The sequence below is a fragment of the Haematobacter sp. genome (genome assembly GCF_032102465.1).
Taxonomy (GTDB): Bacteria; Pseudomonadota; Alphaproteobacteria; order Rhodobacterales; family Rhodobacteraceae; genus Haematobacter.
The window spans coordinates 169541-184772 of sequence record NZ_DAMDHB010000004.1 but is presented as its reverse complement, the minus strand read 5'-3'; the positions used below and the strand labels follow the sequence as shown (position 1 = coordinate 184772).

At 63.5% G+C, this 15232-nt stretch carries 14 protein-coding genes; all 14 read right to left on the bottom strand.

Annotation, left to right across the window (positions count from 1 at the left end; translation table 11 throughout):
- Nucleotides 1-873, bottom strand: an 873-nt coding sequence (trbL, locus tag RT513_RS05070; protein WP_313533682.1) for a P-type conjugative transfer protein TrbL, incomplete at its 3' end; no start/stop codon positions are given.
- Nucleotides 874-876: 3 nt separating this feature from the next.
- Nucleotides 877-1152: a putative entry exclusion protein TrbK-alt gene (trbK-alt, locus tag RT513_RS05065; protein ID WP_003052351.1), complete on the bottom strand. Its 276-nt coding sequence runs from the start codon at nt 1150-1152 to the stop codon at nt 877-879.
- Nucleotides 1153-1162: 10 nt separating this feature from the next.
- Complete coding sequence (trbJ, locus tag RT513_RS05060) at nt 1163-1936, bottom strand: P-type conjugative transfer protein TrbJ (protein ID WP_279658061.1); 774 nt, start codon at nt 1934-1936, stop codon at nt 1163-1165.
- Nucleotides 1933-4389 carry a conjugal transfer protein TrbE gene (trbE, locus tag RT513_RS05055; RefSeq protein ID WP_112309303.1) on the bottom strand — a complete coding sequence of 819 codons (2457 nt, stop codon included), beginning with the start codon at nt 4387-4389 and terminating at the stop codon, nt 1933-1935. Before trbE ends, trbJ begins: the two co-directional genes overlap by 4 nt.
- A gap of 10 nt (nt 4390-4399) precedes the next feature.
- Entirely contained in the window at nt 4400-4681 is a 282-nt protein-coding gene (locus tag RT513_RS05050) for a VirB3 family type IV secretion system protein (protein WP_003052343.1), read from the bottom strand.
- Nucleotides 4681-5013 (bottom strand): TrbC/VirB2 family protein, encoded by a 333-nt coding sequence (locus RT513_RS05045; RefSeq protein ID WP_279658057.1) that lies wholly within the window; start codon nt 5011-5013, stop codon nt 4681-4683. The genes RT513_RS05050 and RT513_RS05045 overlap by 1 nt, the downstream gene beginning before the upstream one ends.
- Nucleotides 5010-5993 (bottom strand): P-type conjugative transfer ATPase TrbB, encoded by a 984-nt coding sequence (trbB, locus tag RT513_RS05040; protein ID WP_003052336.1) that lies wholly within the window; start codon nt 5991-5993, stop codon nt 5010-5012. Before trbB ends, RT513_RS05045 begins: the two co-directional genes overlap by 4 nt.
- Before the next feature lie 145 nt (nt 5994-6138).
- Nucleotides 6139-6600 carry a CopG family transcriptional regulator gene (locus RT513_RS05035; RefSeq protein ID WP_290688071.1) on the bottom strand — a complete coding sequence of 154 codons (462 nt, stop codon included), beginning with the start codon at nt 6598-6600 and terminating at the stop codon, nt 6139-6141.
- 10 nt (nt 6601-6610) lie between these two features.
- A complete protein-coding gene (locus tag RT513_RS05030; RefSeq protein WP_279658055.1) occupies nt 6611-8599 on the bottom strand; it encodes a conjugal transfer protein TraG in 1989 nt (662 codons plus the stop codon).
- A gap of 185 nt (nt 8600-8784) precedes the next feature.
- Nucleotides 8785-9726 (bottom strand): LysR family transcriptional regulator, encoded by a 942-nt coding sequence (locus RT513_RS05025; protein WP_030540334.1) that lies wholly within the window; start codon nt 9724-9726, stop codon nt 8785-8787.
- Between the two features lie 117 nt (nt 9727-9843).
- Nucleotides 9844-11253 carry an efflux transporter outer membrane subunit gene (locus RT513_RS05020; RefSeq protein WP_290688074.1) on the bottom strand — a complete coding sequence of 470 codons (1410 nt, stop codon included), beginning with the start codon at nt 11251-11253 and terminating at the stop codon, nt 9844-9846.
- Between the two features lie 3 nt (nt 11254-11256).
- Nucleotides 11257-12381: an ABC transporter permease gene (locus tag RT513_RS05015; protein WP_290688080.1), complete on the bottom strand. Its 1125-nt coding sequence runs from the start codon at nt 12379-12381 to the stop codon at nt 11257-11259.
- The gene (locus tag RT513_RS05010) at nt 12378-13505 is read right to left on the bottom strand and encodes an ABC transporter permease (protein WP_003052322.1); all 1128 of its coding nucleotides are present in this window, start codon (nt 13503-13505) and stop codon (nt 12378-12380) included. Before RT513_RS05010 ends, RT513_RS05015 begins: the two co-directional genes overlap by 4 nt.
- Nucleotides 13502-15232, bottom strand: coding sequence for an ATP-binding cassette domain-containing protein (locus RT513_RS05005; protein WP_030540330.1), 1731 nt, complete (start codon nt 15230-15232; stop codon nt 13502-13504). Before RT513_RS05005 ends, RT513_RS05010 begins: the two co-directional genes overlap by 4 nt.

Sequence of the window (15232 nt, the reverse complement as noted above, 5' to 3'; positions counted from 1 at the left end):
TGCACCGCCTGCGGCCAGCGCCGCGCCCCCAACGGCGAGGCCGGTCCCGACCGCTGCGCCCGCGCCGAGCTGCGGGCCTCCGCTGACAAGGCCGGACGCGATGCCGGGGCCGAATATGCCCAGGCCGACAAGCGACAGCGCCGCGAGCACAATGGCCATGGCGTCGTCGATGCTCGGGGTCTGACCGCCGAAACCTTGCGTGAACTGGCTGAACAGGGTCGAGCCGATGCCGACGATCACCGCCAGAACCAACACTTTGATGCCGCTGGAAATCACATTGCCAAGCACGCGCTCCGCCATGAAGGCGGTCTTGCCGAACAGGCCGAATGGGATCAGCACGAAGCCTGCCAGCGTGCTCAATTTGAACTCGATCAGCGTCACGAAAAGCTGGATGGCGAGGATGAAGAAGGCGAGGATGACGAGCGCCCAGGCGAACAGCAGGCACGCGATCTGAATGAAGTTCTCGAAGAAGGCGACCCAGCCCATAAGGTTGGAAATGGAGTCGAGCAGCGGACGCGCTGCGTCGAGGCCGGTTTGCGCCACCTTGCCGGGCCGCATCAAATCCTGCGCGGTGAAACCCGTGCCGGATGCTTTCAGGCCCAGGCCGGCAAAGCTGTCGAAGACGATCTTAGCGAGGTTGTTCCAGTTGCCGATGAGATAGGCGAATACGCCGACGAACAGCGTCTTCTTCACCAGCCGCGCAATAATGTCGTCGTCCGCGCTCCAGCTCCAGAACAGCGCCGCGAGCGTCACGTCGATGACGATGAGCGTGGTGGCGATGAACGCCACCTCGCCACCCAATAGGCCGAAGCCAGAGTCGATGTATTGCGTGAAGGTGCCGAGAAAATTGTCGATGACGCCTGCGCCGCCCATGCGTCACCGCCCTTCCGGTGCGGCCGGCGCGCGCGTCCGGCCGAGAAAGCGGTCACGGGTTTCGGCCCATACACGCAGGCATTCCGCGTCGTCGGCGGCCTGCTGGCCAAGCTGCTGGCACCGGCGCTGCCCTTCGCGCAGCGGGTCGCGTTCGGGCTGGAGAAGACGCGGCGGTGATGCCGGCGCGTCTTCCTTGCGGGTCATTTCGATGGCTGTCGCCGTGATGGCGATGGCCACGAATACGATTGCGCCCAGCCGGGCCAGCATCTTGCCGTCCATGGCCGCGCCCTCAATTGCCGTTGTTGAACATTTGCGCGCTGCCGGGCTGGTAGCCGTTGCCGGGCGTGAGGAAGCGGCGGCGCTGCTCGCGCCCCTGTTCTGCTGCCGCTGCGCGTTCGGCCTCGGTCAGCGCGCCCGCCCGGCCGTTGGCTGCGAGCAACGCAACAAGGTCGGAAAGCTGCTGCGACTGGAGGGCTAGAAGCTGGTTGCCGGCTTGCGTCGCCTGGAGCGCGCCGGTCGCGTTCTGGCTCTGGCCGACCAGCTCCGACATCTGCGTGCGGTTGCTGTCGATGTTGCCGACGACGCCGGCCTGAACGCGCATGGCGTCCTGCAAGCCGCCTACGGTGTTCTGCCAGCGCGTGCGAGCGTTGGCGACGAGCTGCTGATCCGTCGCCGACATCGACACGTTGCCGTATTGCTGCTGGAACGCCTGGTCGATGCGCTGCACGTCGAAGGCGATGTTCTGCGCCTGGCTCAAAAGCTGCTGCGTGCGCTGGACGTTCTGTTGAAGCTGCTGGAGCGACGAGAACGGCAGGCTCGCCAGATTGCGCGCCTGGTTCATCAACATGGTCGCTTCGTTCTGGAGCGAGGTGATCTGATGATTAATCTGCTCCAGCGTGCGCGCGGCCGTGAGGATGTTTTGCGCATAGTTCGACGGGTCGAAGACGATCCTTCCGAATTGCGCATGTGCCGGCGTTGCCAGCATGGACGAAACGGCCAGCGGTGCGGCGAGCATCGTTGCGGCCATGACGATGGCGCGCGAGCGGAAAAGACGAATGGTCATGGTTGGGACTCCTTTTCGGTTTGGGGGATCAGCGTCGGGAAGTTCGGAAGAAGATCGACGGCCCAGCCGACATCGCGGGTCGTGAGCCAGGCCGCGAGAAAGCCGTCGCGGCCGTGTTCGGCGACGATCTGCGCAATGAGCGTTTGATCGGATTTGGCGGATGCGGCGCAGAGCGCGAGGCCGATTTCGGACAGGCCCAGCTCGAACAGGCGATTGCCGCGCCGCGACTGGCAGTAGTAGTCCCGCTTCGGCGTAGCGCGGGCGATCAACTCTATCTGGCGGTCATTGAGGCCGAAGCGCCGATAGATGGCGGTGATCTGCGGCTCGATGGCCCGCTCGTTCGGCAAAAGCAGCCGCGTCGGGCAGCTCTCGATGATCGCGGGCGCAATGTTGCTGCCGTCGATGTCGGACAGGCTTTGCGTGGCGAAGATGACGCTGGCGTTCTTCTTGCGCAGCGTTTTAAGCCACTCGCGGAGCTGGCCGGCAAAGCCTTCATCGTCGAGCGCAAGCCAACCCTCGTCGATGATGAGCAGCGTCGGCCGCCCGTCCAACCTGTCGCCGATGCGGTGAAACAGGTAGGCCAGAACGGCGGGCGCGGCTCCCGTGCCGACAAGCCCCTCGATCTCGAACGCCTGCACGTCGGCCGAGCCGAGATGTTCGGCTTCGGCATCGAGCAGCCGGCCATAGGGACCGCCGACGCAATACGGCCGAAGGGCTTGTTTGAGGTCGTTGGATTGCAGCAGCACCGCGAGGCCGGTGATGGTGCGTTCCCCGATTGGCGCGGAGGCAAGCGAGGTCAGCGCCGTCCAGATATGTTCCTTCACCTCCGGCGTGATCGTCATGCCTTCGCGCATGAGGATGGCCACGATCCAGTCGGCGGCCCAGGCGCGTTCATAGGTGTCGTGAATGCGGGCGAGCGGCTGGAGCGATACGGAAGCGTCGGAACCTTCGGTCAGGCCGCCGCCCAGGTCGTGCCAGTCGCCGCCCATTGCGAGCGACGCGGCGCGGATGCTGCCGCCGAAATCGAAGGCGAAGACTTGGCTGCGGTCGTAGCGCCGGAACTGGAGCGCCATAAGTGCGAGCAAGACGGACTTACCCGCGCCTGTGGGGCCGACGACGAGCGTATGGCCGACATCGCCGACGTGAAGGGAAAACCGGAACGGGGTGGAGCCTTCGGTCTTTGCATAAAGCAGAGGGGGCGCACCGAAATGCTCGTCCCGTTCCGGCCCCGCCCACACCGCTGAAAGCGGGATCATGTGGGCGAGATTCAAAGTGCTGATGGGCGGCTGCCGGACGTTCGCGTAGGCGTGGCCGGGCAAGCTGCCGAGCCATGCGTCAACCGCGTTGACCGTCTCCACCATGGCGGTGAAGTCGCGGCCCTGGATGACCTTTTCGGCCAGCCGCAATTTCTCGTCGGCAATCCTGGGGTCCGCGTCCCATACGGTGATGGTGGCGGTGACGTAGGCCATGCCGGCGACATCGGCCCCAAGCTCCTGCAAGGCCATGTCGGCGTCGGCGGCCTTGTTGGCGGCGTCCGTATCGACGAGAACGGATGCCTCGTTGGTCATCACCTCTTTCAAGATCGCGGCGATGCTTTTGCGCTTCGCGAACCATTGCCGCCTGATCCTGGTGAGCAGCTTCGTCGCGTCGGTCTTGTCGAGCAGGACCGCGCGCGTGCTCCAGCGATACGGGAAGGCGAGCCGGTTCAAGTCGTCGAGCAGGCCGGGCGTTGTCGCGGTGGGAAAGCCGGTGACGGTCAGGACGCGGAGATGCTGGTCGCCAAGGCGCGGCTCCAGCCCGCCGGTCAACGGCTGGTCGGCGAGCAGCGCGTCGAGATAGATCGGCGTTTCGGGAACGCGGACGCGATGCCGGTTGGTCGAGACGGTGGAATGGAGGTAGGTCAGCGTTTCGCTGTCGTCGAGCCACCGGCAGGACGGCATGAAGCCGTCGAGCAATGCGAGCACGCGGTCGGTGCGGTCGATGAAACCGCGCAGCACTTCATAGGGATCGACGCCGGATTGCTCGCGGCCTTCATAGAGCCAGGTTTCGGCGCGGGCGGCTTCCTCGGCCGGGGGCATGTAGAGGAAGGTCAGGAAATAGCCCGACACGAAATGCGCGCCAGCTTCCTCGAAGGCGGCCTTGCGCTCGGCGTCGAGCAAGGCCGACGCGGGATCGGGAAAGGTGCTGTCGGGATAGGTCGCGGCCTCGCTGCGCTGCGCCTCGACGAAAATCGCCCAGCCCGATCCGAGACGGCGGAAGGCGTTGTTGATGCGACCGGCGACGGCGACCAGCTCGGCCGCAACGGCGGAATCCAAATCGGGACCGCGAAACCTGGCCGTGCGCTGGAATGAGCCGTCCTTGTTCAAGACGACGCCAGAGCCGACCAGCGCGGCCCAGGGCAGAAAGTCGGCAAGGCGACTGGCGGTGCGGCGATATTCGGCGAGGTTCATCATGGCCACGCCCTCACGCTGCAAGGTTTGCGGGGATGCGCAGATGCCGCCGCCCCACCTCGACAAAGAGCGGGTCGCGCTTCGCCGCCCATACGGCCGCGAAATGGCCGATGGCCCATATGGCGAGGCCCACAAGCCAGAGGCGCAGGCCAAGGCCCACGGCCCCGGCGAGAGTGCCGTTCATGATGGCGATGGAGCGCGGTGCGCCGCCGAGCATGATGTGCTCGGTCAGCGCCCGATGGACCGGGACCGAAAATCCCGGCACCGCGTCGAGTTGTTCGAGGACGGCGGCCATCAAACGAGCGCCCCGCCGCCGAACGAGAAGAACGACAGGAAGAAACTCGATGCCGCGAACGCGATGGACAGACCGAATACGATCTGGATCAGGCGACGGAAGCCGCCCGACGTATCGCCGAACGCCAGGGTCAGGCCGGTTGCGATGATGATGATAACGGCCACCACCTTGGCAACCGGCCCTTCGATGGATTGAAGGACTTGTTGAAGCGGTTGCTCCCACGGCATTGACGAGCCGGACGCATGAGCGGCCGGGGCGAGGATCATGCTGATGGAAACAGCGGCGGTTGCGGTCGCTATGGTGCGGTAGCCGCGCGAAAGCGTGCGGATCATTTGGGTTCTCCTGTGCTGTTGGGGATTGCGGGGGTGATGCGGTAATCGCCGTCCGGCCCCAGCCCTTCGACGTGGGCGAGTTCGGCCAGCCGGCGCGCGGAACCGCGCCCGGAAAGGACGGCAACAAGGTCGATGGTTTCCGCGATCAGAGCGCGCGGGACCGTGACGACAGCCTCTTGAATGAGCTGTTCAAGGCGACGGAGCGCGCCGATGCCGGTGCCGGCATGGATGGTGCCGATGCCGCCCGGATGGCCGGTGCCCCACGCTTTGAGAAGGTCGAGGGCTTCCGCGCCGCGCACCTCGCCGATGGGGATGCGGTCGGGGCGCAGGCGAAGCGAGGACCGCACAAGATCGGATAGCGTCGCCACGCCGTCTTTCGTCCGCATGGCGACAAGGTTGGGCGCGGCGCATTGCAGCTCGCGCGTATCCTCGATGATGACGACGCGATCCGCGCCCTTCGCCACCTCGGCGAGCAGCGCATTGGTCAGCGTCGTTTTGCCGGTGCTCGTGCCGCCCGCGACAAGGATGTTCGCACGCGATGCGACGGCGGTGCGCAACGTCACGGCCTGGTCGGCGGACATGATGCCGGCAGCTACATAGTCGTCGAGGCTGAACACCGCGACGGCGGGCTTCCTGATCGCAAATGCCGGTGCAGCGACGACGGGCGGCAAAAGTCCCTCGAACCGCTCGCCGGTTTCGGGAAGCTCTGCCGAGACGCGCGGGGATCGCGCGTGAACCTCTGCGCCGACGTGGTGAGCAACAAGACGGACGATGCGTTCGCCATCGGCCGGCGACATCGTTTCGCCCGTGTCGGCCAGCCCTTCGGAAAGTCGGTCGATCCAGATTCGCCCGTCTGGATTCAGCATGACCTCGACCACGGCCGGGTCTTCCAGAAACCGGGCGATGGCCGCGCCGAGCGCGGTGCGCAACATGCGCGCGCCGCGCTGTATCGCTTCCGGCTTATGGTGTGTGGATGTCATATCGGCCCCGATTCCTGACGGGGCGCGACAGACCGTCCCCGCAACGGGGTCGATTAAAGGAGCCTGAAATCAGGCTGATTCAACAAGTATCGAAGGGGATGCGGTGATCGGCGGCTATCGGCGGCGAATAGGACGGGTTGGAAATTCAGGTTACGCTGCCATCGGCCTCGAACTGATCTTGCGATGGACTATCGGGAAGCGAATCGACATCGCGTGACAACTCTTTGAGGAACCTGTCGCCGGTCGCAAGACGCCGGCCGAGCGTCTGCATGAAACCCTCGAACCGTTCTGCGCCTTTTGTTCGGGCTGCGGCCTGCGCGCTCTCCGGCAGCGGCGGCGTGGCGGAAAGCCAGATGTTGACGAACAGCGAGACGGTTTCGCCGAGCACGGCAAGATCCTCGTCGAGCGCGTGGATCTCGCGGCCGAGCTTGTCGAGGCGGCGCGACATGGCCGCCTCCAGCCGATCCGAACTGTCGCCGGACAGGAAGGAAGCGACGGCTGCCTCAACGATGGCGGATTTCGACACTTGGCGGCGCAGCGCCAGCGCCTCGACCTGTGCGAGCAAGTCCGGGGCGAAATAGACGTTCATGCGGGTTCGGGTGGTCATGGGCGTATCCTCAAAGCTCGATGCCGTCGCCGGGGTCGAGCGACGCTTGCCGCGCGACCATCCGCATACGCTGGCGCAGCGCGCGGGCTTTGGCGGCGTCAACGTCCGGTTCATCGTCCAGAATGTCGAACTCCTGTTCGGGCGGACGTGGCGGCGCGACGATTTCCTCATGCTCCGGCAATTCCGGCTCGCGGCGGATACCGGCGTTGGCTGGATCGCCTTCGGTCCCGCCGGCCGTGGCCGGGGCCGCTGCTTTCGTCGCCGCGACGATGCGGCTCGACCAATCGTCGGATGACGGGTTCACGGTGGCGGGATCGGCTGCCGGATCGGGCGGGGTCAGGATGCGTTCCATGAACCGCGCATCCTCGAAATAGCGGGCCTTGGTCGCGCGGATGGGCGGCGTGCCGGCGACCATCACGATTTCGTCGCTCGGCGGAAGCTGCATCACCTCTCCAGGCGTGAGCAGCGGCCGTGCCGTCTCCTGCCGCGAAACCATCAAATGCCCTAGCCACGGCGCAAGCCGGTGGCCGGCATAGTTGGTAGAATCGCGCAGCTCGGTCGCGGTGCCGAGCGCATCGCTGATCCTTTTCGCCGTCCGCTCGTCGTTCGTCGCGAAGGCGACGCGGACATGACAATTATCCAATACGCTGTTGTTCGCCCCGTAAGCCTTTTCGATCTGGTTGAGGCTCTGCGCGATCAAAAAGCTTTTGAGGCCATATCCGGCCATGAAGGCGAGCGCGGATTCAAAGAAATCGAGCCGGCCGAGCGCAGGAAACTCGTCGAGCATCAACAGCAGCCGATGCCGCTTGCCGGACGTGTGCAATTCCTCGGTCAACCGCCTGCCAATCTGATTGAGGATCAGGCGAATGAGCGGCTTGGTGCGGTTGATGTCGGACGGCGGCACGACAAGGTAGAGGCTGACCGGCTTCTTGCTGCCGACAAGATCGGCAATGCGCCAGTCGCACCGCGCCGTGACGCGCGCCACGACGGGATCGCGATATAAACCCAGGAACGACATGGCGGTGGACAACACGCCGCTGCGCTCGTTCTCGCTCTTGTTCAACAGCTCGCGGGCCGATGACGCGATGACGGGATGAACGCCGGCTTCGCCCAGGTGCGGGGTGTCCATCATCGCGCGCAAGGTCGCCTCGACGGGGCGCTTCGGATCGGAAAGGAAGCTGGCGACGCCGGCCAGCGTCTTATCGGGTTCGGCATAGAGGACGTGCAGGATTGCGCCGACAAGCAGGCTGTGGCTCGTCTTCTCCCAATGGTTTCTTCGGTCCAAGCTCCCTTCGGGATCGACGAGAATATCCGCGATGTTCTGCACGTCGCGGACTTCCCATTCGCCCTGGCGCACCTCCAGTAGCGGGTTGTAGGCCGACGACTTCGCGTTGGTCGGATCGAACAGCAGGACGCGGCCATGTTTCGCCCGAAAGCCGGCAGTCAGCGTCCAGTTCTCCCCTTTTATATCGTGGACGATGCAGCTTCCCGGCCAGGTCAGCAGCGTCGGCACCACGAGGCCGACGCCTTTGCCTGACCGCGTAGGTGCGAAGCAAAGCACATGCTCCGGCCCATCATGGCGCAGATAGTCGCGTTCGCGCCGGCCGAGCACGACGCCATCGGGGCCGAGCAATCCGGCCGTGCGGATTTCCTTGTCCTCGGCCCATCGTGCCGATCCATAGGTGGCGACGTTGCGCGCCTCCCGCGCCCGGATGATCGACATCATGATTGCGGCGGCGATGGCCATAAGCCCGCCCGACGCTGCGATGACGCCACCCTCGACGAAAATCGAAGGCGCATAGGCATCGAAGGCATACCACCACCAGAACAGCGCGGGTGGGTAGTAGATCGGCCAGCCAGCCAGCTCGAACCATGGATTGCCGAGCTGCGCCTGAAAGCCGAGACGCCATGCGGTCCATTGCGTCGCCGCCCAAGTCATCACCAGAACGATGGTGAAGACGACGGCGATCTGACCCCAAAGGATTCGGCCTCCGCGCATACGGGCTCCAGTCGGAAAAAGAGACGGAGCCGATCAGAGAGTAGGCAATTATGGGACAGGCAACAGTAAAGGTGGAGCGGGAGGGCTGTCGGATACTATCGGCGGCAAATAGGACGGGTTGCGTCCACTCATTTATCTGCGCGGATGTCTGTCGCGGGAAGACCGTAACGAATCGCGGACGAGACTCAATCCGCCGGGATAGTGCGCCCCATTTCTCTTGCGAGGGTGAGCAAATTGCGAAGCGCCGCGCTACAGTTGAATGGCGACCAGACGGCCGAGAAAGGAACCGGCTCCGGTTCGTCCGCGACCGGAAGGAAAGTAACGTCGGAAGTGCGTAGCAGCGACGTAGCCGCGCCGACGATGGTGACGCCGAAGCCCTGTCCGACCATGGAAAGCAGCGTGCCGCGCTCGACATCGAAGCGTTGGATAGATGATGCCGGCCAGCGTCCGGCAAGGCGCAGCACGATATGGTCATGGACTTGTGGGCCGGTGCCGCCGTGCCGGGCAAGGAACGTCTCGCCCGCTAGATCGGCCCAGGTGACGGCGGCTTGTTTGGCGAGCCGATGCCTATCCGGCAGCGCGGCGACCAGCGGTTCGGTCCATATCCGCCGCGTGTGGCAGTCGGGTAGCTCGGGCGTGCCTGCCATGAATACGATGTCCAGACGGTCGGCCCGCAATTGCATAACCGCATCGCGTGCCGTGCCTTCCGTGATCTCGACTTCGATGCCGGGATAGTCTTCGCGATACTGTCCGATCAGTCCTGCGAGGAAGCTGCGAGGGATCAGGGCATGGACGCCGATGCGCAGGCGTCCGCACTCTCCTGACGCCGCCATGCCGGCGGTCTTCACGGCATGGTCGAGTTGATCGACGCCGGCCGCAACATGCTCGACGAACTGCCGACCGGCCTCTGTCAGCCGGACGCCTCGCGCATGGCGCTCGAACAGCAAAACGCCAAGGTCTTGCTCCAGCGTCTTCACGCGAGCACTAACGCTGGACAGGCTGACGCCGAGTGCGTTCGCAGCGTGCCGGAAGTTCAGATATTCGGCGACAGCGAGCGTTTGAATGAGGGACGCTAGAGGAATGCGTGAACCCAACGAGGTCGGCACTCCCCATTTGCGGTCGATCATGGGTGTTGAACGCCGCCGCCGCACCGTTTCACCTGTGCTCGGTCAATCGACGGCGACCGTCGCGCCGGACAGCGGGGACATTGTGAATGTCTGACCGGAAAATCAGCGGCAGACCGATCATGAGACGGCGGCCTCCCATCCGCCCCCTAGTGCCTTGTAGAGAGCGACAACGGCCATCAACTCGCCGACGCGAGCATCAAGGCTCGCACGCTCCGCAGCGCTGTATGCGGATTGCGCGTTCAGCAATATCGTTAGGTCGTCCTCGCCAGCCTGGTAGCGCTGGCGGGCAAGATCGACCGCAGCGGCCGCCTGCGTTGTCGCCCCCTCCGCTTTCCGGCGCATGATCTGTGCGGCGGCATATCGGTTAAGCGCCGTCTCACTGTCAGTAAGCGCGCCCGTTACGCTCCGCTCGTAGCGGATCATGGCTGCATCGGCTCGGGCATCCGCCGCCCGAATCTGCGCTCGGATACGCCCCATGGAGAATATGGGCCAATGGAAGCTCGGCCCAACTTGCAATCGTGTGCTCGCCCCCGATGCCAGATCGCCCGCGCTCTGAGCTTGCTGACCAATCGACCCAATGAGCGATAGTCGCGGAAAGAGGTCAGCCGTGGCCACGCCAACGTCAGCGGTGAAAGCCGCCAATTCGCGCTCTGCCTGACGTATATCCGGGCGTCGCCTTAACAGTTCGGATGGAAGCCCAGCCGTAACCTGCGATGGAGCAACCGGAAGCGACCCAGGGCTCAACAGCCGAAGTGAAGTCGCCCCCGGTGCTTGGCCAGTTAGCAAGGATAAGCGATAGGCTGCCGCGCGCGCGTCGGCCTCAATCCCATTAAGGCTTACGCTGGCTGCCCGAGCCTGTGTGTCGGCACGAGCAAAGTCAAAGCGCGACGCCTCGCCGGCCCTAAACCGCCTTTCGACCAGGCTGGCGATGGCCTGCTGTGCGTTGGCGTCTGCGCGAGCAACCAACAGCCTAGTTTGGGAGCCGCGTAGATCGACGTAGCTTCGGACAACCTCTGCGATCACCTGTAAGATGACATTGCGCCGGGCTTCCTGAATTGCCTCTGCACGGGCGTCCGCCGCTTCGATGCTACGCCGTGTTCGGCCCCATAGGTCGATTTCCCACGACGCATCGAATCCGAAATCGAAAAGGGAAAATTGAGGATCGAACCCCGGAACATTGGCAACCGGCAATTGACCGTTTTCGCTGACGCGGTTCGCCGTGGCCGCGCCGGATAATGCTGCATCTGGACCGGCGCGACCGCGTGCGACGTCGCGCAGCGCCCGCGCTTCGCGTAGGCGCGCTTCCGCCTCCCGAACGTCGTGGTTGCTGGTTACTGCCAATTCCACAAGTTCAACGAGCTGTGGATCGTTGAACGAGCGCCACCAATCTTCATCAATCGGATGTGGGTTGGCAGCCGAAATCCAGCCGGGCGCCACCGCCGGGCTGGATTCGACATAGCTTGGTCCGACCGTGCAGGCCGCAACGCTAAGAGAGGCTAGTAGTGCCGGGAACGGGGGATGACGCATGGGCTACTCCATCCGAGCGCGGAAAAGAATTGCCGAAACGGTCAGCGTGACGGACGCGATAGCCGCCAGCGGCCATGTGTTCGCGAGAATGACCGCCGCCGGCATGTCTTTCAGGAAGACGCCTTCGGAGACGACGAGGAAATGCCGGCAGGGATTGGCGAAAGCGATCACCTGTAGCCAGCCGGGCATGTTATCGACTGGAGTGGCGAAGCCGGACAGCAGGATTAGCGGCACCGTCACCAGAAACATGCCGAGAAAGGCTTGTTGCTGGGTTTGCGACAACGTGGATACCAGCATCCCGACGCCGATCAGCGACACTACATAGAAGAACAGAGAGAAGTAGAACGACGCCACGGAGCCGGTAAGCGGCACTCCGAAGACCGTGGGGATAAGGATCACATAGAGCGTGGCATTGAAGAATCCGATCAGCAAAGGCGGTGCCATCTTGCCAATGAGGATTTCGTGGACCCTCAACGGCGAAACCATAAGCTGATCGAAGGTGCCTAGCTCCCGCTCGCGGGCAACGGATTGAGCCGTAATCGACAAGGTGCCGGTTGCGCCCAGGGTTACAAGCAACGCCGGCATCACGAACCAAAGATATATCAGCGCGGGATTGAACCAGTTGGTGACGACGGTTCGGGTAGTGGGCTGCCCTGGAGTTGCGGCGGGGCGCGCTTCGGCTGCGACCTGGCCAATGATCTGTTGCAGGTATGAGGAAACGATCTGCGATGCGTTCGAGCGTCGCCCGTCTAGGACGATCTGAACCTCGCCAATCTGCCCGCCCTCGATAGCCGCGCTGAATCGCGAATCGAAACTGAGAACGGCGATGACCTGCTGATTGTTGATTGCCTCCCGCATGTCGTCGGGCGAGGCGAGCGGCACGATGCGGCCGACGTTGGGGCTGCCTGCCACCCGCGAAACAATTTCATGGCTCCAGATGCCGGAATCGCGGTCGAGCACGCCAACGTCGAAGTTGCGCACTTCCAATGTCGCTGCGAATCCGAACAGGACGAGTTGGAGCAAGGGAGGCGCAATAAGGGTGATGCGAGCCCTGGGGTCGCGAAAGACCGCCCATAGCTCTTTCACGATGATCGCAGATAGTCGCGCGAAGCTGGCGGAACTCATCATGCGATCCTCCGGCGCGTCACTCGGAAGGCGAGGCCGAAGAACAGGAGGCCGAAACCCAGCATCGCCAGGATGCTGCGAACGAACATCGGCCAAAGATCGCCGACCACGAAAACGCTGGTCAGGGGCGGGATGAAGTAGCGGGCTGGAACCGCATAGGTCATCCCCTGAATGAATTTCGGCATCGAGCCGATCTCGAACAGAAATCCAGACAGCAGCAGGCCCGGCATAAATGCCGTGAGCAACGCAACCTGACTGGCCACGAACTGATTTTTCGTCGCCGCCGAAATCAGCAAGCCTTGGCCCAATGCCGGCATGAGGAAGGCCGCGCCAACCGCATACAGCGCGAGGATCGACCCTCTAAAGGGCACGCCGAACAGGAAGACGGCCACGACGACGCAGAGCGTCATCGAACCGAGCCCGAGCACGAAATAAGGAATGATTTTCGTGGCCAGGAACTCGCCCATGCTGACGGGCGTAGCCATCAACGCTTCGAGCGTGCCGCGCTCCCATTCCCGCGCGACGACGAGCGCGGTCAGAAGCGTCCCGATCATCGTCATGACAATGCTGATCGAGCCGGGAATGAGAGCGAAGCGACTTTCGAGGCCCGGATTGAACCAGAAGCGGGGCAGCGGGGCGATTGCGGGAGCTAGTCGCACGCCACGATCCAATGCACGGCCTTCCGCCCAGGTGGCCCGCACACCTTCGGCATAGGCGGCAACAAAGGATGCCGTGTTCGGCAGCGAGCCATCGGTAATCACCTGGATCGGTGCGTCGATCCCGGCTGCGACCCTCTGGCCGAAATCACTCGGAATGACCACGATGCCCCGGATATGCCCGGCGATCAGTTCATCCTTGAGCGAAGTCACGTCGCGCCGGGATTGAACCTCAAACCACCGGGATGATCGGTAAGCCCCCGCTAGGCTGGCCGCCGCTTCGCTGGAATCTTGAACCGCCAAGCCGATCCGCGTCCTCGCCGTATCGAGAGACACGCCGTATCCAAACAGGAAAAGCAGGAGCAGCGGCAGCACAAAGGCGATCAGCATCGTCGAGGGGTCGCGGAGAATCTGTAGCGACTCCTTGACGAGCAGGGCCATGAAGCGTCGAGGATAGAAGCGGTCGTTCATGCGGCCTCCCGCTTTCGATCCGTTTCCTCGATCAACGCAATGAAAGCGTCCTCCATCGTAAGGTCTGTGCCGCCACTGATTTCAGCCGCGCGGGTTTTGAGGTCTTCGGGCGTGCCTTGGGCGATTTCCTGCGCGCGATAGATCAGCGCTATGCGGTCGCAATATTCCGCTTCTTCCATAAAGTGGGTGGTGACGAGCACCGTCACGCCGCGTTGCACGAGGCCGTTGATGTGCAACCAGAACTCGCGGCGGGTGATAGGGTCCACGCCCGATGTCGGCTCATCCAAGAAAAGCACGGGCGGTTGATGGAGCACGGCGCAGGCAAGCGAGAGCCGTTGCTTGAAGCCCAGCGGCAATGTTCCGCTGTTCACCGGCAGATGACGTTCAAGCTGGAAAATGTCGATGACGCGCGCAACGGCCTCGGCCCGCTGGCGTCGATTCAAGCCATAGGCTCCGGCGAAGAAGTCCAGATTTTGTTTGACGCTAAGATCGCCATACAAAGAAAATTTCTGCGCCATGTAGCCGAGAGACTGACGCGCCTCCGCGCTGGCGGTGCGAAGATCATGGCCAGCAACGCGGCCTTCGCCCGCTGTCGGCGTGAGAAGCCCGCAAAGCATCTTGAAGGTCGTGGACTTGCCAGCGCCATTCGGCCCCAGAAGGCCGAATATTCGGCCTTGCGGCACGGAGAATGTGATGTCGCCTGCCGCCGTGAACGTCCCAAAAACCTTGGTAAGCCCTCGCGCCTCGATGGCCGGCGCGTCGGACTTTTCGATAGGCTTGTAGCTCGCGGCGAGTTGGCTGACGCCTTTCGGTCCTCCACCAAGGATGTCAATGAACGCATCCTCAAATCGCGGCTGCACGGCTTCGATTCGGTCGCCCTGCGACATTCCGAATCGTTCTGTGGTCGGCGCAGCAGCGCCTTCGTCCATGAGGACGCGAACGGAAGCGCCCTGAATGGTGGCGTCCTTTACATCGTCGCGAAGGACAAGGCTGGCGAGTAAAGACCGCCGGCTTTCGGAAGGACCAAACAGACGATAGGTCCGACCTTCGACACGGGATGTCAGCCGCTTCGGCGGTCCACTGAACAGCAGCTTGCCTTCGTTCAGCAGGAATACCGTATCGCACTTCTCGGCCTCGTCGAGATAGGCGGTGGACCAGACGACGCCCATGCCCTCCGTCGTGAGCTGGCGGACCATCGCCCATAGTTCCCGTCTGGCCACGGGATCGACGCCAACGCCAGGCTCATCAAGCAGCAGCACGCGAGGGGGCCGCACCAGCGCGCAGGCGAGGCCCAGCTTTTGCTTCATGCCACCCGATAGACGGCCAGCCAACCGGGGGCGGAATCGCTCAAGGTCCGTGAAAGACAGGAGTTGGGAAAAGCGCTCCGTGCGTTCTTTCCCTGGGGGTAAGCCGCGAAGATCAGCGTAGAGTGAAAGGTTCTCGATAACCGACAGGTCTTCGTAGAGTCCGAAGCGTTGCGGCATGTAGCCTAGTGCCGATCTATCGGCCGCGATGGCGGGCTCGCCGAGAAGGGTAACTTCCCCTTCATCCGGGTCGAGCAATCCGGCGAGCAAACGGATCAGGGTTGTCTTGCCCGCGCCATCAGGGCCGACCAAGCCGGTCATCACGCCGCCCATCACCTCCATGCTCACGGCATCAAGTGCCGGGGCTGCATTGGGCGCGAAGCGTTTGGTGACATCTACAGCGTGGGCGACTGCCTCTGTCAT

Coding starts and splice junctions, on each gene's coding strand:
- trbK-alt (WP_003052351.1), bottom strand. CDS start 1,152: ATGGACGGCAAGATGCTGGCCCGGCTGGGCGCAATCGTATTCGTGGCC.
- trbJ (WP_279658061.1), bottom strand. CDS start 1,936: ATGACCATTCGTCTTTTCCGCTCGCGCGCCATCGTCATGGCCGCAACG.
- trbE (WP_112309303.1), bottom strand. CDS start 4,389: ATGATGAACCTCGCCGAATATCGCCGCACCGCCAGTCGCCTTGCCGAC.
- RT513_RS05050 (WP_003052343.1), bottom strand. CDS start 4,681: ATGGCCGCCGTCCTCGAACAACTCGACGCGGTGCCGGGATTTTCGGTC.
- RT513_RS05045 (WP_279658057.1), bottom strand. CDS start 5,013: ATGATCCGCACGCTTTCGCGCGGCTACCGCACCATAGCGACCGCAACC.
- trbB (WP_003052336.1), bottom strand. CDS start 5,993: ATGACATCCACACACCATAAGCCGGAAGCGATACAGCGCGGCGCGCGC.
- RT513_RS05035 (WP_290688071.1), bottom strand. CDS start 6,600: ATGACCACCCGAACCCGCATGAACGTCTATTTCGCCCCGGACTTGCTC.
- RT513_RS05030 (WP_279658055.1), bottom strand. CDS start 8,599: ATGCGCGGAGGCCGAATCCTTTGGGGTCAGATCGCCGTCGTCTTCACC.
- RT513_RS05025 (WP_030540334.1), bottom strand. CDS start 9,726: ATGATCGACCGCAAATGGGGAGTGCCGACCTCGTTGGGTTCACGCATT.
- RT513_RS05020 (WP_290688074.1), bottom strand. CDS start 11,253: ATGCGTCATCCCCCGTTCCCGGCACTACTAGCCTCTCTTAGCGTTGCG.
- RT513_RS05015 (WP_290688080.1), bottom strand. CDS start 12,381: ATGATGAGTTCCGCCAGCTTCGCGCGACTATCTGCGATCATCGTGAAA.
- RT513_RS05010 (WP_003052322.1), bottom strand. CDS start 13,505: ATGAACGACCGCTTCTATCCTCGACGCTTCATGGCCCTGCTCGTCAAG.
- RT513_RS05005 (WP_030540330.1), bottom strand. CDS start 15,232: ATGACAGAGGCAGTCGCCCACGCTGTAGATGTCACCAAACGCTTCGCG.